The organism is Methanosphaerula palustris E1-9c (assembly GCF_000021965.1).
GTDB lineage: Archaea > Halobacteriota > Methanomicrobia > Methanomicrobiales > Methanospirillaceae > Methanosphaerula > Methanosphaerula palustris.
Genome location: NC_011832.1, coordinates 924652 through 942379, shown reverse-complemented (window position 1 = coordinate 942379; position 17728 = coordinate 924652). Strand labels below are relative to the sequence as shown.

The following is a 17728-nucleotide window of genomic DNA, read 5'->3' as shown; positions in this document are numbered from 1 at the left end:
GAGAATTCAGGTGCGGTCCTGAATGATATGCACCATATGAGTCAATGAGATGAGGAATGTGTTGACCCGAAATACCGGCGCAGATCTCTTTAGACCCTTATCCAACCCAGTTAAACCAGGATATTCCAGATGGTGTCCTGATTCTGATGTTACCATTATGAGTCGTTTGATTGAACAGGGTACCGACATACTGCGTGAGAATGTACGATCCTCATTCTCCGGATTCTGAATCGTATGGTGCCTTTCTCAGTCCTTTGCACAATGAGTAATAAGTACCCTTTCCGGTTACTCCTTTCTTTTCAAGGATACCTTTACCAATGAGATCCTTCAAGTCACGCACTGCAGTCTGTCGTGAAATCTCCGCACGGTTCGAATAATCAGTACTGTTCACACGTCCTGAATCTTTCGCTAATTGAATAGCAATTCTTTGTCGGGTAGTGATCCCCAGCTTTGTCATAACCTCATCAGTCAGCCAGTCGCGCCAGAGCGTAACAACAAAATCGCTACCACTTTGAGAAAAATCCGGCGCCGGCAAACCAGCGCCCTTACATCCAGCAATCATCTGGAGAGTTCCGTATCCGATTTTTTCGATATAGTGCGAGAGAAATAATGCATTCGCAATCCGGAGATTACGGGGCCTGGAGTTATGAGTTATTTTCAGGTTTTCAAAGGTTAGGTCCGGAGGAAGCTCGCCAGGATTTCTGATCTCGATACGATCAGAAAAAACATAGACCTGAATGCTCGCCGAAGATGTATAATCCCGGTGAGCGATGGCATTGACAATGGCTTCATTGATTACTTCTTTGGGAATCTCGTAACTGGTTTCACTGGCCGGGGCCTCATCACGGGCCGGGACAAAACGATTTAGTTTTGAAAGAACGAAATCGGTTGCTTTGTCAACCTGTTCGAAAACAGTTCCAGTGAAAACCTGATGCGAAGGAATTGGCTTTGCGATAACCGAACCATGAAGATGAAGGCATTTGACTTCTGCAGTTTGCAAAAATTTTTGGGGATTTGACCCAAAGAGGAGAACCGCTGCATTGGTCGGTTGTGTCCCATCGAGCAGTTCGAGATGTCGCAGAACCAATTCTGGAGGAGTATCTATCTGGAGAGGGAAATGCCGTTCTTTTCTTGCAACGGCGACGAACCACTCAATTATTTCATAGGATAGATCCTTTAATGTCGATCCGGGGCAGGCGGATTCATCGAATGGTGTACTGGGGATTATTTTGCTGTCACACAGAAATTGAACTAATGCATTAAACAATTCTTCTTTCAATTCATCTGTATTGATGAAACGTTTTCGCACAACATGAGGTGTTGCCCGGTTGATGAGATTCTGCATCTTCGGATGACGCTCGACATCATCCTTCCCCTTAACAAAAATTAACCGGTATTTACTTTTCTCTGTTGCCCGTTCAAATTCAAGTTCTGTAGGAGAAACACCCTGGTTGTTCTCCAAGCCATATTCATTACCAAAAATCCCCAGATATATCGAGCATCCATCGACTTCATCCAAATATAATTCGTCCGGTTTACAATCACGTGCTGGGAGATCTTCAAAGAGAAATGTGTCAAAATATAGCCTGAGAAGCGGGTTCGTATTAATATAATCACGAACTGCTATCCTCTCCTCATTCAATTCCTTTTGCACACTACTGACAAATATTCCAATTGTTGTCATTCTCTTGGCAGAGGTTGTTTTCATAGTCATAATTGTGATTGTAATGATTCTACAGGACGATCTGGTTTAGTAATCCTTCAGTCTCTTTCTCCAGATTCTGAATATTCACGCAAATCTCATCCTGTGTCCTCAGCAGCGTGGACTTATAGAAATACTGGACATGAAAAGGATCGGGTTTTGCAACACAGGATTTGTACATCTTCTTGATCACCAGTTGAGTCTTTTTGTCTTTGATGGTGAATTCTGCCTAGATCACTTTCTGCCACTGGTTCCCATCGTTCATCTCTCGCAATAATGCCCATTATCAGTAAAATTATGATTGTCTTCTCTTGAACATGATATCAGTCTTTCCGCAATAAATTCTATCCCACTCTTACAATAGCGAGACAGATAGATCGTTTTATTCACATCATAAAAAAATCCATAATGACTGCTATATCTGCGTTGATTATCACTGCTAGGTAATCACCGGACCATATCGGAATTATTGCGGGGATCTATGACAGGGTAGACATCAGACGCTCAACAATCGTTGTGTTCGAGGCCGGCATCACAACCTAATTCCAATTAACCATACTAAACCACCATCGCCGCGTGAACTCCGTCTAACCAGGATTACAGGCGAAATCGAGACGGATAATCCTGAGAAGACGTAGGATAAATCGCCGGCCCCCTCCCCCCCGATCCCCGCTCACAAAAACCGCCACCCCCCCACAACCCGGCCGGCCCCTCGCACAAACCAGCCGGCATGGCCACCGTCCGCCAACGCACGACCCGGTCGTACTGGAAAAATTGTGCGGAATGTTATATTTATGTGCAACAGAGGACGATAATACTGTTCGAATTATTCCTGTTTAATCGGGGCTGGCTACTCGACTTCTTCGCTTGGTCACAGTGAGGACCAGGGTTGGGGCAGAAAAGTGGGAAAGGGGAGATATGTCCTTGGGTCATATCGGATGGATAAAATACATTCCTTGACTAAGATCTCTGGATAAAGAGGAAAGATGGCTCGAGACGAAGGTTCAAAAACAGCAGGGTTCGGACGGTCCTCCGAGAACACTACAGGATGGGGTGATATGAACCCCTGGAGAATAACCAGAGCCGCCGGCTTTGTCACCGCCACGCTCGCCGGGATCGCGATCCTTGAAGCGAGCGAACTCGGGTTCAGCCTCAGGGGCAGCCACTCTGTCGGCGAGACCTGTCTGGTCCAGATCGTGAGCACACGCTCTGGTCACCCGACCACCCTGATATCACCTGCTGCATCTGCCCGGATCATCCCGGCGAGCCTCGCGCTCTTCTCCCGTCTTGCTCCTACCGGTGCCCGGAGACAGGACCGCCGGGTAATGGATGCAGGGGTCACCCCCGGTTCTCCGACGGGATCGGCAGAGACCTCGACGAGGCCGAAGAGACGCCTGTTCACAAGAACGAAGACCTCGTTGCCATCAACGAGGAGCTCATCGCGATGAGTGAGGAACTGCAGGCGAACAATGATCAATTGCTCGCCAATGAGAGAGCGCTCCTGGAGAGCCTAGAGCGGAACACGTTCCTTTCAGATATCCTCGACAGATCGTCCCAGCCGTTTGGGGTCGGATACCTGGACGGGAGACTCGGGATCGTCAACCATGCATTCGAGGAGCTGACCGGCTATACAGCAGACGAACTGCAGAAAATGGACTGGACGGCAACGCTGACCCCTCCGGAATGGTTGGATGTTGAGAGGAAAAATCTTGAAGAACTCCACCGCACAGGCAAACCAGTCCGGTACGAGAAGGAGTATATCAAAAAAGACGGCACACGGGTCGCCATTGAACTCCTCGTTCACCTCGTCACAGACAAAGAGGGAAACCCCCAGTATTACTACTCCTTCATCACCGATATCACCGAGCAGAAGCGTAACCGCGAGATCCTCTCCCTCTCAAACCGGGTCCTGCACAGTGCGGAGGAACACCATACCCTCCAGCCGCTCCTCGAAGAGTACATTCGCACCCTGCAGGAGTACACCGGATGCGACTCGATCGGGGTCCGGATCCTCGATGAACAGGGGAACATCCCTTACCTGGCGTACGCTGGTTTCTCCCGCGACTTCTACGAACAGGAGAACCCGCTCTCGGTCAGGACCGATCACTGCATCTGTATCAACGTGATCGAAGGCACGACCGATCCCTCCCTGCCGTTCTACACTGCCGGCGGGTCGTTCATGATCAACGCCACAACAAAATTCCGCGCAACCGAATCTGATGAGGAGAAGGAAAAGACCCGAAACACCTGCACTATGGTCGGATACGAATCGGTCGCGCTCATTCCGATCCGGAAAGGGGACCAGATCATGGGGCTGCTCCACCTCGCTGATCACCAGGAGGGGATGATATCGGCGGAGAAGGTCAGGGTGCTTGAACAGGTGGCCTATGCCCTCGGTGCCTCGATCGTCCGGGTACAGACAGAGGAAGCACTTCGCAAACAGGAGAAGACCGCACAGGCGATCCTCGCAGCTGCAAAGGAGTCGATCTGGCTGTTCGGCACCGATGACACCATCCTGATGGCGAATCCGACGGCGTTGGTACGATTGGGCGGGAAGGACACAGGCGAAGTCATCGGTCACCAGTACTCTGAGTTCATGACATCTGAACTGGCTCAGGCACGAAGGGCACGGATCGAAGAGGTGATCAGCTCACGCCGATCGGTCCAGTTTGAAGATATAAGGGCCGGCACCATCTTTATCCACACCTTCTGCCCGGTCTTTGACGAGGCCGGTGCAGTGAGCAGCATTGCTGCCTTCAGCCGGGACATCACCGGGATCAGGCAGGCTGATGAAGAACTCCTCAAAAAGAACGAGGGTCTCCATATCCTGAACGAGGAACTGACGGCAACCCAGGAGGAACTGCGCCAGAGCATCGACGAGCTGACGACCATGGAGCATGAACTCAGGGAGACGGGCCAGTACCTCGAAAACCTGATCCAGTACGCGAACGCCCCGATCATCGTCTGGGATCCGGCATTCCGGATCACCCGGTTCAACCACGCGTTCGAACTGCTGATCGGCAGGAAGGCGGCAGACGTCATCGGCCAACCGCTCGAACTCCTCTTCCCCAAAAAATTCGCCGAACCGGTGTTGGAGATCATCAGAAAGACCACCCGGGGAGAGAGGATGGAGGTCGTGGAGATCCCCATTCTCCACCAGAACGGAGAGATCAGAACCGTCCTCTGGAATTCTGCAGCCATCTTTGGATCTGACGGAGAGACTGTCCTGTCGACGATCGCACAGGGACAGGACATCACCGAACGGAAGCGAACCGAGGAGGCACTGCACGAAGCCCACCTCCGCCTTACCCATCATATAGAGAATTCTCCCCTGGCGGTCGTGGAATTTGACGCACAGTTCCGTGTTACCCGCTGGTCGGATGAAGCGGAAAAAGTGTTTGGCTGGACCATGGCAGAGGTCATGGGGAGAACGATCGACGAAATCCCCTGGGTATACGAAGAGGACGTGGATCGGGTCGCCTCCATCTCTGCTGATATGATGAACGGAAAGGCCCCGCGGAACAAGCATACCAACCGCAACTATCGAAAGGACGGGGCGGTCATCACCTGCGAATGGTACAACTCGGCCCTGCGGGACGAAACAGGAGAACTCGTTTCGATCCTCTCTCAGGTGCTGGATGTTACAGAACGGGATCGTGCTGAGGCAGACCTGCTCGAGAAGAACCAGGAACTCAGTGAGCTCAACGAGGAACTGACGGCAACCCAGGAGGAACTGCGCCAGAGCATCGACGAGCTGACGACCATGGAGCATGAACTCAGGGAGACGGGCCAGTACCTCGAAAACCTGATCCAGTACGCGAACGCCCCGATCATCGTCTGGGATCCGGCGTTCCGGATCACCAGGTTCAACCATGCCTTCGAACTGCTGATCGGCAGGAAGGCGGCAGATGTCATCGGCCAACCGCTCGAACTCCTCTTCCCCAAAAAATTCGCCGAACCGGTGTTGGAGATCATCAGAAAGACCAACGACGGAGAGAGGATGGAGGTCGTGGAGATCCCCATTCTCCACCAGAACGGGGAAGTCAGAACCGTCCTCTGGAATTCTGCAGCCATCTTTGGAGCAGATGGAGAGACTGTCCAGTCGACGATTGCACAGGGACAGGACATCACCAAAAGGAAATGGGCAGAGGAGGCGCTGCGCCAGTCGGAAGAGCAGTATCGCATGCTCTTCAACACCCTGACCGAAGGCTTCTGCATCATCGAAATGCTCTTCGATGCAGACGAACGTCCCATCGATTACCGCTTCCTGGAGATCAATCCGGCGTTTGAGAGACAGACCGGATTGCATGAGGCCCAGGGGAGATTGATGCGTGATCTTGCTCCGAACCATGAGGAACACTGGTTTGAAATCTATGGAACGATCGCATTGACTGGCGAACCGGTCCGATTTGAGAATGAAGCAAAAGCATTGAATCGCTGGTATGAGGTCTCCGCATATCGGGTCGGCGGCCCGGAGAGTCGAAGAGTCGCCATCCTCTTCAATGATATCACCGAGCGCAAGCAGGCCGAAGAGGTCCTCAAGACCATCGCCGATAACCTGAAAGCGAGCAACCAGGAACTGGAACAGTTTGCGTACATCGCCTCCCATGACCTCAAGGAACCGCTCAGGATGGTGACCTGTTTCTCACAAATTCTCGAAAGGCAGTATAAAGGACAACTGGATGCAGATGCTGATGAGTTCATCGGCTACATTGTCGACGGTGCGCTGCGGATGGAGGCGTTGATCAATGACCTTCTCCTCTATTCCCGTATCAATCAGGGGATGCGACCGGTCGAGCGGGTTGATATGAAGCATGCAATCGAAGAAGCCATATCAAACCTCATCATTCCCATCCGTGAACGTAATGCCAGGATCACTCGGGGAGCGATGCCATCGATACAGGGGGACCTCTCCCAGATGGTCCAACTGTTCCAGAACCTGATCGGAAATGCGATGAAGTACTGCCCGGAGGAGAGGGAGCCGGAGATCTGGATCAATGCCGAGCGTACCGGAAAGGGCTGGACCTTTTCAGTGAAGGACAACGGGCTCGGGATTGATCCTGCATATCACGAGCAGATCTTCATGATCTTCAGACGGCTCCACACCAAGGCAGAATACCCTGGCACCGGGATCGGCCTCGCGGTCGTCAAGCGGATTGTGGAGCGGCACGGCGGCAGGATCTGGGTCGAGTCTGAAGAAGGGAGCGGGAGCACATTCCTCTTCACGATTCCAGAGAAACCGTTGTAAATTACGAAAAAATATTTTTTTTGCTCTGTTGAAACCCTCACAATTGGACAGATGTGCATCCCTGGCCGATGGAGGAATGGAGTATTGGGGTAGCGCTGGAGGATATCAAAAGAGCCCAAATACCCTGTGCTCACATCAGAAAACCGGCCCCTCGCACGATCCGTCGTTACCATGCGGTAAAAAAAGGGATGACCGTTCTTCGCCGATTTTCAGGCGAAGGTGACCCAGTTGATGTTCACATAGTCGGTCGGGAATGAGAATTTGAGCCGGTGCTGTCCTGCCGGCAGCGTCACCGGCACCGAGACGGTCTGGAAGGACGGCCAGTCGCCGGTGTTCGGGACGTTCACGGTCGCCACCGGGGTGGTGCCGTCGTCGACATAGACTTTGATGGATGAACCGGAGTGTGATGAGGCGACCCTGAACCCGGCGGTGTAGGTGCCGGTGCTGGCGACGTTCACCGTGTAGGCCATCCACTCACCGGATCGGATCCAGCCGACGTTCGGCGAGCCGTCGGTATCGAGCTGCTCGATATCGACATCGTCATGCCGGTAGACCCCGCCCTCATTCCCAGGGGTCGTGTCATAGTAGGCGACCCCTTCACCGCCGAGGTCGTAGTCCTCAGCCTGCAGTTTCCCGGGGATCGTGTGCGGGCCGTTGTAAGCCTGACTGGTCGTCGTCACCGTCGGCGAGACAGTGGTTGTGACTGTCACCGTCGGGGTCACCGTTGTTGTTGGAGCCGCAACCGGTACGGTTACGACGATGCTCTTCTTCGAGGACCCAACCGCATTGGTTGCGGTCTGTTCGATCGTATAGGTTCCGGCCTGCCAGTAGGTGTACCGGAAGGTCGGATAGGCGGTGGTGGCACCGTCACCGAGGCTGTAGTGGACCGAAGTCGCGTTCGTCGAGGCGTCGGTGACCGTGATGTCGGACGACCCCGGGGCTCCGGTGGTGACCGTGAAGTTGGCCACCGGCAGGGCTCCGGTCGGCGTCGGGGTCACCGTCGCCGTGGCAGTCGCTGTGGGCGTGACCGTCGGGGTCACCGGTGCGCTGACATTGATGAAGTTATCGACCGTCTTCACCTCGGTGCCGTTCGACCCGACGGTCATCAGCGAGACCGAATAACTGCCGGCTGCATCATAGACATGGACCGGGCTCTTCTCTGCAGAGGTGGCCCCGTCCCCGAAATGCCAGAAGGAATACTGGACCGATTCGTTCGTCGACTCATTGAACTGCACGGCGAGCGGGGAGAGGCCGGCGGTGACGTTCGCCGTGAACCCGACCGATGACGGACCGCTTACCGAGATGTACCCGGTCTTCTGAGCGAAGACACTGCCGTAGTCAGGTACTGATACCGTCAGCATCACCGAGTACGATCCCGGGCTCGTGTAGGTGTGGACCGGGTTCTGCTCGGTCGAGGTGGTCCCGTCGCCGAACTGCCACTGAAACCCGTCCGCACCGCTGGTGGACTGGTCGGTGAACTGCACGGTGAAGGGCGTCTGCCCGGCGGTCACGTTCGCGGTGAAGTTCGCCACTGGTACGGCGTTCACAATGATACACCGGTACTGGGTGCAGGTGTCGCTCGTCTTATCGTTCGATGCCGTCAACGCCACGTTGTAGACACCGGTCTGGTTGTAGATATGGGTCGGGTTCTGCTCGGTCGAGGTGGTGCCGTCGCCGAAGTCCCACTTCCAGGCGGTCGGCGAGCCGGTCGACTGGTCCATGAATCGGACAGAGTACGGGGCCTGGCCCACATGGCCGAGTGCGAGGAAGTTCGCTGCAAAGCTCGGGGAGAGCGCGACGTTAAAGGGGGCCTCTTCATCCCGTATCGTGACATTGGCGGAATAGAGCTGATATCCATCCTTGACTGCAACCAGATACCGAACAGAATTGTCAGCACCAGTATCACGCAGGCTATTGTTCGAAGAGATGCCCTTCGCGGGCAGTCTTATCCGGTAATATCCCGTTTCATCAGATGTTCCCGTCCCCCCGTTTCCAACCTGCGATGACGGATCGTTGGTGATGGTGAGCTGGACGCCGGACAAAGGCTGACCGGTGGATTTGTCAGTGACGTAACCTCCATAATGTGGCGTGATAGTGACGGTTCCGAGGTCCTTTGATCCACGTGCGATCTCTTCTTCAGAGACAGATAATGTGTCCTGGTGACCTTCATAGTATCTATCTGCATAGATCTCGAAGTCCATGGAACCTCCTGTCTCCGGAGCTTCAAAGAGGGTGAAACTCCCGTCCTGTTTGGAGGTGTCCGAGGCGCTGCCGGAGTCAATTTGCATATTAGGCACTGGTAGACCGGAGAATTTATCAACAACAGTTCCCGTCAGAGTTATCGGAACTGGTAGTGGGGTGAGATAGATGGAGCCAATATTAGCGTAACCTACCATCACTATGATTGGAGCCTGGGACTGGTATACAGAATATCCAATCGTTGTGGCAGAGCACGTGATCGAAATGAAAGGGGGTATACCAATTCCCGGGTCAAAGGAGAGATCGAAGTTTCCGAGATTATCTGTCTCTGTTGTCCCATTGATAGTCCCTTGAAAAAAAGGTGAATTTATCTGGAATGTGACATTCGTATTTGCTATTGGCTGATTGGTGTTCCCATTGATGGATCCATTGATCAGGGTTCCGGTCAGATGAAAGGATTCAGCCGATGCCGGTGCGATCATCAACAGGCATGAGATGATGGCCAGCATAAGAAGCGGCCATGTCATCCTTCTGTGTATCAGTGTCATGATGCTTTCCTCATATTTCAGAAGAAATTCTAATTAGGAACCATATAGACTTTCCTTTTTGTTTGCGGTGTTGGATAACCCGATTATGTCCTCATCTCAAAGATTTCATCCCAAAAGTCTCCTCTAATATGCAGGCGATGATGACCAACGCTCGAAATGATTCTTCGTGTCCAGGTGAGATCTTTCTGAATGGCTTGACCCGGTTGAGAAACCGTTCAACTGCTCCTCAAGAGCGGTAGATCATGGGATCGAATCGATATGATCGTCCCCTTTTGGGTCGGCTGCGATCTCTCCGATTGACGGGGATTATCGTCTTCCCCTTCTCCGATCGGATGATACGTCATCGCATCATGACTTCGCCTGAACAATGAAGCAGAACGGGGACAAACTCCACCAGTATTACAACCGGAACGAAGCGTTCGTGGTCGACCGTGGACGAAGGAGGAGGATGCCCGGCTCGCCCGGCGGTTCACCGCCCTCCGGGCTGAGGGGAAGACCTGAACAGAGACGCAGGAATTCGGACAGGGGCGATGGGCACCTGAAAAGGCCCTGAAGTAAGTAATACCGTCCATCCCCGGGAACACCAAATCTTCCCCGGTGCCCTGAACCCGGGCAGGTGCGGGGTTGTACTCAGGGCTCTGCGCACGCTGCCGGCTGCCCGGGCAGTTCTTCAAAAAGGGGGATTTCCGGGACTGGCATGCCATCGATGACTGGGCAAAGGGGATCGCTCTGGCGCTGAAATCTTCGGAACCATAACGATAGATTCACGATAGAGTCCTTTTTAATTCAAAAGAGGTTTGAGAAAAATGGGTGATAGATATGTCTATGTCTTCACCATCCAGCGGATGAATGAAAAATACACAGAGAAAAATTAGATGATTACTGTTCTCTGATCCGCAATCTCCCCCGACATATGTTACAAAATCCTTATCTCCTGACACTCGTATAAGGGTCACCATCTGGAGGAACCAGGAATGACAGACAGATATCTGGAAAATATCGGACCATCCGATGTTCTCACATCAGAGAACGCCGCACTTCTGCTGATCGATCACCAGGTCGGACTCATGCAACTGATCCGGGATATGACTCCTGAAGAGTTCAAGAACAACATCCTCGGGCTTGCAAAGACTGCGAAACATTTCAAATTGCCGGTGATTTTGACGACGAGCAGGGATTATGGACCCAACGCTCCGATCCTTCCTGAATTGAAGCAGATCTTCCCGGATGTTACGGTGATCCGACGGACAGGGGTCATCAACGCCTGGCGGTGGCCGGCATTCCGCAGGGCCGTCGAAGAGACCGGTCGGAAGAAGCTGATCATCGCAGGAATCAGCGACGGGACCTGTCTGCAATTCCCATCACTCGATGCCGTGAAGGAAGGGTTTGACGTCCATGCAGTCATCGACGCGTCGGGAGCCGTCAGCACGCACGAACGCGACGCCACGATCGCCACGCTCTCCCAGGCCGGGGTGAAGATCCGGAACTGGTGGTCTGTCGGGGCCGAGCTCGAAGCAGACTGGCGTCGGGACGAGTCGCAGGGGTGGCCCTATGCGATGATCTTCCGCGAACACCTGGTGAGCTGGGGGAACCTGCTCGATACCTCCGGTGCCTACGCGAACAACGAGATGCTTCCACCCAAGGAGTGAGGTACAGATAGACATGCACGATCCCCGGCCGAACCGTTACCGAGTGCGAACCGTGTCGGACCATTATCATGACGCTCAATGATGCCCAGCAGATATTCAGTTTCTTCTTTGCCATCTATTTTTTTATGATTGTCGAACGCTCACACCAGACCTACAGGCCGTGGGACACGTACCAGGCGATACGGGGACGATCCCACAACATCAATCGTCTGGTCCTGGCATGGATCGTCCTGATGATCTTACCGGTCACGCAGTTCGCGATCCTGTTTACGCTCCTCGGGTCGTTCGATGTTCCGTTCGATGCGACGATCAACGGGGTGTTCCGGATTATTCTCATCAGCATCAGTTCATTCTTCACCTTCGGTTATTTCAGAATCTACGAAGGGTTTCTGCACCGGTCTCCCGAGATGTTCTTCCCGGAGGACGAACTGAGGGAGCTGGCTTTCGAACTTCGCCCCGATTTCTGGGCGCATTTCATTCCCGGGGCTCTGTATCTGATCGTTCCGACGCTCCTGCTGGTTACAGCGCTCTATATTTGACGGGTACAGGATACCACGATGCCGGCTTTTGTGAGATCACGATTCCCTTTTTTTCCATTTGATGGAGGGAAAGACACGAAAGAACTTCGTGAAAACGTCGATTGCACCAGATTCACTCAAACAGGTGATGCTCTTCTCCACGATCTCGCTGGAACCAAACCGCAACACATAACGGTTCAGCCTCTGTACTGATCAGATATTACTGATAGTATTACGGGACGTCACGACTGCGTCAGGACTGAAGAGAGCGAGCGAGTCACGCGAACGAAGCGGATCGATCCCTTACTGAAGGTTGCAGGGTGGAGGATCACTCCCTTCAAAGTGGGGATGGATCTCTCCAGTTTTAACAACGTCGCTCTCGAAGAGTTCCCCACCGAGAACGGTCCCGCCGATTATGCCCTCTGCGTGGACGGCGTGATCGTTGCGATCGTCGAAGCCAAGAAGGTCTCCCTCGGCCCGCAGAACATCCTGACCCAGGCAGAACGGTACGCTGCCGGCATCTCCGATAGTCCATTCAACTATTCCGAGTTCCGGGTCCCGTTCATCTATTCGACCAATGGCGAGATCATCTGGTATCACGATCTCCGCAATCCGCTGAACCGGTCCCGGACGGTCGCCACATTCCATACCCCGGAAGCCCTCGCAGAACGGCTCAGGGAGAATATCGATGACTCCTGCCGGCGTCTCGCCGACCGGGTGAATAATCACCCGATGATTCGTCCGTACCAGGCCGAAGCGAACGCGGCGATCGAGCAGGGTATCCGCGAACGGAAGCGTCAGATGCTCGTCGCCATGGCCACCGGGACCGGCAAGACCTACACGATGGTCAACGAGATCTTCCGGCTGATGGAGGCCGGCGTGGCCAGGCGGGTCCTCTTTCTGGTGGATCGCCGGGCCCTCGCCGCACAGGCGGTCAAGGCGTTCGCGTCCTTTGAAGGCCGGCCGGGGCTGAAGTTCGACAAGACCTACGAAGTCTACAGCCAGCGGTTCTTCCGGGAGGATTTCGAGGCCGATGAGAAGTTCGATCCATCGGTGATTCCCTCCTCGTACCTGCTGGAGCCGAAGCCAGGCCATGCGTTCGTCTATATCTGCACCATCCAGCGGATGACGATCAACCTCTTCGGGCGGAATGCAGGTCTGGGATCCTGCGACGAGCCGATCGACGAGGATGCCGAACAGATGGAGATCCCGATCCATGCCTTTGACCTGATCGTCGCCGACGAATGCCACCGGGGGTATACGGCAGCGGAACAGTCGGTCTGGCGGAAGACGCTGGACCATTTCGATGCGATCAAAATCGGACTGACCGCCACGCCGGCGGCTCACACGATGGCCTATTTCCGAGAGATCGTGTACCGGTACGACTATGCCCGGGCAGTGCGGGAAGGGTTCCTGGTCGATTACGATGCGGTAGCGCTGGACTCGAATGTGCGGATGAACGGGATCTTCCTGCAGGCAGGGGAGCAGGTCGGGGTGATCGATGCCCGGACCGGTGCCCAGTCGTTCGACAACCTGGAGGACGAACGGCAGTTCGATACGACGGAGGTGGAGCGGACGATCACCTCGCCTGACTCCAACCGGAAGATCCTTGAGGAGATCAGGAAGTACGCAGAAGTGCACGAGGAGCGGTTCGGGCGGTTCCCCAAGACCCTGATCTTCGCGGTCAACGACCTCCCCCATACCTCCCATGCGGACCAGCTGGTCGATCTCGCCCGGGATGTCTTCGGGAAGGGGGATTCGTTCGTCCAGAAGATCACCGGCAAGGTGGACCGGCCGCTCCAGCATATCCGCGAGTTCCGGAACCGGCCGATGCCGGCCGTCGTGGTCTCGGTGGACATGCTCTCGACCGGCGTCGACATTCCTGACCTGGAGTTCATCGTCTTTCTGCGGCCGGTGAAGTCCCGTATCCTCTTCGAGCAGATGCTCGGGCGGGGAACCCGGAAGGGCGAGCGGTGTTCGGACAAGTCCCACTTTGTCGTCTTCGACGGTTTCGGCGGGACGCTGCTCGAATACTTCCGGCAGGCGACCGGGATCACCGCAGAGCCGCCCGAGAAGGAGACCCGGCCGATTGCGCAGGTGATCAAAGAGATCTGGGATAACCAGGACCGGGAGTACAACGCCCGGGTGCTGGTCCGTCGGTTACAGCGGATCGATAAGGAGATGAGCGGCGACGGACGCGACATGTTCGCCGCGTATGTCCCCTCCGGCGACCTGAAACGTTATGCCGCCGGGCTGCAGCACGCCCTCAAGGAGGATTTCACGGGGACGATGACGCTTCTCCGAAACCCGGAGTTCCAGCACCTGCTGGTCCACTATCCCCGACCCCCACGCTCGATTCTGGTCGCGTATGACACGGTCGATGAGGTCAGTTCCCAGTATCTGATCCGCGATTCGGCAGGACACGAGTACAAGCCGGAGGACTACCTGTCGGCCTTCTCACAGTTTGTGAAGGAGAATCCCGAGCATATCGAGGCGATCCGGATCCTGCTGGACCGGCCGAGGGACTGGGGAACGGAAGCCCTCTCCGAGCTGAAGCAGAAACTGGCGGCCACCCGGTACCGGTTCACGGTCGAGAACCTCCAGAATGCGTATAAGGTGCGGTACGACAAGGCGCTCGTCGATATCATCTCGATGGTGAAGCACGCCGCCCGCGAGGAGGAGCCGCTCTATACTGCGGAGGAACGGATCCACCGGGTCCTGGACCGGATGGCCCTCTCGTCCCCGCTGACCCCGGAGCAGCAGCAGTGGATTGACAGAATCCGCGAGCATTTAATCGCAAACCTCTCAATCAATAAGGAAGACTTCGAAGACATTCCGATCTTCGCCAACGAAGGCGGATGGGGGAAGGCGAACCGGGTCTTCAACGGGGAGTTGCCAGTGCTGATCCAGCAGTGGAATGAGGCGATTGCAGTTTGAGTGATATTGTTCAGAAGTTATGGGGATTCTGCCACACCCTCAGGCATGACGGGATCGATTACGGGGATTACATCGAACAGATCACCTATCTCCTCTTCATCAAGATGGCGGATGAGCGGAGTGTTGCACTTCCGGAGGGCTGCGACTGGAAGGCGCTGGTCTCCAGGTCAGGGACGGACCTGACGGATCACTATGTCGATCTGCTCAGGACACTCGGGACAGAGCACGGGCTGCTCGGCGATATCTTTGCCGGCGCCCTCTCGCAGTTCACGAACCCGGTGAACCTGAAGCGTCTGATCGGTCTGATCGATGAGACCGAGTGGACCGAACTGAATATTGATGTGAAGGGGGAGGCGTTCGAGGGGCTGCTGGAGAAGGCGGCGAGCGAGGGGAAGAAGGGGGCCGGGCAGTACTTCACGCCGCGTATCGTGATCCAGTCGATCGTCCGGTGCATGAAGCCCGATCCCCGGAAGCGCTCGGACCTGACGATCTGCGATCCTGCGTGCGGGACCGGGGGGTTCCTGGTCTGCTCGTTCGAGTGGCTGCTGGAGCAGACGAAGGGCGGGGCGCTGGACCGCGAGGTGGCGCTCCGGGTGAAGAAGGGGACGTACTTCGGGCAGGAACTGGTCGCCCGTCCCCGCCGGCTTGCGCTGATGAACCTGTTTCTGCACAATGTCGAACCCTCGATCAAATTCGGGGACTCGATCTACGAGAACCCGGACGGCCGGCGCTTCGATGTGGTGCTGACGAACCCGCCGTTCGGGACGAAGGGTGCGAACCAGGCGCCGGACCGCGAGGATTTCACGATCTCGACCTCCAACAAGCAGCTGAACTTCGTGCAGCACGTGATGACGATCCTCAAGCCCGGCGGACGGGCTGCGGTCGTGGTGCCGGACAATGTGCTCTTTGCGGACGCGGCCGGCGAGGTCTTCAAGGTGCTGATGGAGGACTGCAACCTGCACACGATCCTCCGGCTCCCGAACGGCACCTTCACGCCCTACTCCCCGGGGACGAAGACGAACGTGCTCTTCTTTACGAAGGGGTTCCCGACCGAGACTCTCTGGGTGTACGACGACCGGACGAACGTGCCGGGGATCACCAAGAAGGACCGGCCGTTGACGCCGGCGTACTTCGAGGAGTTCGAGCGGGCGTACGGCGTCGACCCGAACGGCGGCTCGAAGCGAAGTGAAGCGGACTCGAAGGAGGACCGCTGGCACTCGTTCCCCATCTCTGAGGTGAAGGAGCGGAACTACAAGATCGATTCGCTGAAGTGGCTGAAGGATGATTCGCTCGATGATGCGGATTCGTTGCCGGAGCCGGAGGAGTTAGCGGTCGAGGCGATCGGGGAACTGCGGCTGGCGGTGGACGAGCTTCAGCGGGTTTTGGTGTTGCTGGAGAATGGGGATTCGGCAGCGAGCGAAGGGAAGCAATGAAAAAAACGGTTGCAATTTCCGTGGAGCCCCGTTGTTTTTCTGATGACGAGGTACCGGAAGGATGGAAATTAGTAACCATTCTTAATGCATGTGAAGTAAATCCACCGAAGCCGCCCAGAGATTTTCTTCCTGCTGATGCGCCGGTGACGTTCGTCCCGATGCCGGCGGTTGATGCTGATATGGGAGCGATCACGAATCCAGAGATCAAACCATATTTGGAAGTACGAAATGGCTTCACATCTTTCCGCGATGGCGACGTGATTATGGCGAAGATCACTCCCTGCATGGAGAATGGAAAGGCCGCGATCGTTCGTGGAATGAAGAACGGGATCGGCTTTGGATCAACGGAATTTCACGTGATGAGATCACGAGGTGAAATTCTGCCAGAGTACCTTTTTTATTACATCAGACAGAAATCCTTCCGGAATGAAGCGGAATCCCATTTTACCGGATCGGTCGGCCAAAAAAGAGTCCCGACGGATTTCATCAAACAGAGTGTTATCCCCCTCCCCCCGCTCGCCGAACAGAGGCGCATCGTCGCCCGTATCGAAGCCCTGTTGTCGCACGTCGACGCCGCCGGCGATCGGTTGAGCCGGGTGCCGTTGATCATGAAGCGGTTCCGGCAGGCGGTGCTGGCGGCTGCGTGTTCCGGAAGGTTGACGGAGGAGTGGAGGGAGGATAAGGATAATTTTGAAGATCCTAAATTATTGTTACAAGATATTCAAAATTATCGACTTCAACATGGAATAAATAAAATTAAAATTGACTCTAAAGTAAATATCACGGAGAATCCGATAGAGATCCCTAATACTTGGATCTGGTCAACGATTGAGAAGATTGCCGATATTAGTGGCGGTATTCAAAAACAACCTATGCGTGCTCCCCAAAGAAACTTTTATCCATACCTTAGAGTTGCTAATGTTTTAAGAGGATCGTTAGATCTTCATGAAATAAAAAATATGGAATTATTTGCGGGAGAATTAGAAAGGTACCACCTAGAACTAAATGATATTCTAATTGTTGAAGGAAATGGTAGTTTTTCGGAAATTGGTCGAAGTGCAATCTGGAATGGAGAAATCGAGAATTGTGTTCACCAAAATCATATAATCCGAGTACGGGTTAGGAAATTTTTACCGCAGTATGTCAATTTATATTGGAATTCACCTCTGGGGAGTGAGCTGTCATCTGGAGCGGCGGTCACAACTTCTGGGCTCTACACATTGAGCACGAAAAAGATTGCTCAATTGCCAATCCCCCTCCCACCCATTTCCGAACAGCACGAGATTGTCCGCCGTGTCGGTTTGCTGTTTGAGCGTGCGGATGCGATCGAGCGTGAGGTGGTGGCCGCCGGCCGGCGGTGTGAGCGGTTGACGCAGGCGGTGATGATAAAAGCATTTTCGGGCAGACTCTGACCGAAAATGCTTGAGAAGAACTCGTCAGAGTTCTTCGAGTGCATTCGACTGGGATGTTATGACGGAGAAGGCTTGAGAAGAA

At 54.5% G+C, this 17728-nt stretch carries 11 protein-coding genes; 9 read left to right on the top strand and 2 right to left on the bottom strand.

Annotation, left to right across the window (positions count from 1 at the left end; all coding sequences use genetic code 11):
* Positions 1-211 precede the first annotated feature (211 nt).
* Positions 212-1708, bottom strand: a complete 1497-nt coding sequence (locus MPAL_RS04560; RefSeq protein WP_158303629.1) for an ATP-binding protein — start codon at positions 1706-1708, stop codon at positions 212-214.
* A 980-nt stretch (positions 1709-2688) separates the two neighbouring features.
* Between MPAL_RS04560 and MPAL_RS04555 the strand changes: the two genes are divergently transcribed.
* Positions 2689-3150 (top strand): hypothetical protein, encoded by a 462-nt coding sequence (locus MPAL_RS04555; protein ID WP_148208139.1) that lies wholly within the window; start codon positions 2689-2691, stop codon positions 3148-3150.
* Entirely contained in the window at positions 3147-6950 is a 3804-nt protein-coding gene (locus MPAL_RS14250) for a PAS domain S-box protein (RefSeq protein WP_012617581.1), read from the top strand. Before MPAL_RS04555 ends, MPAL_RS14250 begins: the two co-directional genes overlap by 4 nt.
* A gap of 209 nt (positions 6951-7159) precedes the next feature.
* On the opposite strand, the gene MPAL_RS17295 is transcribed toward MPAL_RS14250, so the two are convergent.
* A complete protein-coding gene (locus tag MPAL_RS17295; RefSeq protein ID WP_012617580.1) occupies positions 7160-9697 on the bottom strand; it encodes a PKD domain-containing protein in 2538 nt (845 codons plus the stop codon).
* Between the two features lie 367 nt (positions 9698-10064).
* Here MPAL_RS17295 and MPAL_RS15710 point away from each other — a divergent pair, with 367 nt between their 5' ends.
* The 7 genes from MPAL_RS15710 (at position 10065) to MPAL_RS04520 (ending at position 17646) form a co-directional block, all read left to right on the top strand.
* Entirely contained in the window at positions 10065-10250 is a 186-nt protein-coding gene (locus MPAL_RS15710; protein ID WP_148208137.1) for a hypothetical protein, read from the top strand.
* Positions 10251-10321: 71 nt separating this feature from the next.
* A complete protein-coding gene (locus tag MPAL_RS17170; protein ID WP_269078476.1) occupies positions 10322-10453 on the top strand; it encodes a hypothetical protein in 132 nt (43 codons plus the stop codon).
* Positions 10454-10671: 218 nt separating this feature from the next.
* Positions 10672-11346 carry an isochorismatase family protein gene (locus MPAL_RS04540; RefSeq protein WP_012617578.1) on the top strand — a complete coding sequence of 225 codons (675 nt, stop codon included), beginning with the start codon at positions 10672-10674 and terminating at the stop codon, positions 11344-11346.
* A gap of 68 nt (positions 11347-11414) precedes the next feature.
* Positions 11415-11885, top strand: a complete 471-nt coding sequence (locus MPAL_RS04535) for a hypothetical protein (RefSeq protein ID WP_012617577.1) — start codon at positions 11415-11417, stop codon at positions 11883-11885.
* A gap of 327 nt (positions 11886-12212) precedes the next feature.
* Positions 12213-14801 carry a type I restriction endonuclease subunit R gene (locus tag MPAL_RS04530; RefSeq protein WP_174255666.1) on the top strand — a complete coding sequence of 863 codons (2589 nt, stop codon included), beginning with the start codon at positions 12213-12215 and terminating at the stop codon, positions 14799-14801.
* Positions 14798-16234, top strand: a complete 1437-nt coding sequence (locus MPAL_RS04525; protein ID WP_012617575.1) for a class I SAM-dependent DNA methyltransferase — start codon at positions 14798-14800, stop codon at positions 16232-16234. Before MPAL_RS04530 ends, MPAL_RS04525 begins: the two co-directional genes overlap by 4 nt.
* Positions 16231-17646 carry a restriction endonuclease subunit S gene (locus MPAL_RS04520; protein ID WP_012617574.1) on the top strand — a complete coding sequence of 472 codons (1416 nt, stop codon included), beginning with the start codon at positions 16231-16233 and terminating at the stop codon, positions 17644-17646. Before MPAL_RS04525 ends, MPAL_RS04520 begins: the two co-directional genes overlap by 4 nt.
* Positions 17647-17728: the final 82 nt, after the last annotated feature.

Bases quoted from the DNA above. Each gene is read 5' to 3' on its own strand.
- MPAL_RS04560 (WP_158303629.1), bottom strand. From the start codon at position 1,708: ATGAAAACAACCTCTGCCAAGAGAATGACAACAATTGGAATATTTGTC.
- MPAL_RS17295 (WP_012617580.1), bottom strand. From the start codon at position 9,697: ATGACACTGATACACAGAAGGATGACATGGCCGCTTCTTATGCTGGCC.
- MPAL_RS04520 (WP_012617574.1), top strand. From the start codon at position 16,231: ATGAAAAAAACGGTTGCAATTTCCGTGGAGCCCCGTTGTTTTTCTGAT.
- MPAL_RS04555 (WP_148208139.1), top strand. From the start codon at position 2,689: ATGGCTCGAGACGAAGGTTCAAAAACAGCAGGGTTCGGACGGTCCTCC.
- MPAL_RS04535 (WP_012617577.1), top strand. From the start codon at position 11,415: ATGACGCTCAATGATGCCCAGCAGATATTCAGTTTCTTCTTTGCCATC.
- MPAL_RS04540 (WP_012617578.1), top strand. From the start codon at position 10,672: ATGACAGACAGATATCTGGAAAATATCGGACCATCCGATGTTCTCACA.
- MPAL_RS04530 (WP_174255666.1), top strand. From the start codon at position 12,213: ATGGATCTCTCCAGTTTTAACAACGTCGCTCTCGAAGAGTTCCCCACC.
- MPAL_RS15710 (WP_148208137.1), top strand. From the start codon at position 10,065: ATGAAGCAGAACGGGGACAAACTCCACCAGTATTACAACCGGAACGAA.
- MPAL_RS14250 (WP_012617581.1), top strand. From the start codon at position 3,147: ATGAGTGAGGAACTGCAGGCGAACAATGATCAATTGCTCGCCAATGAG.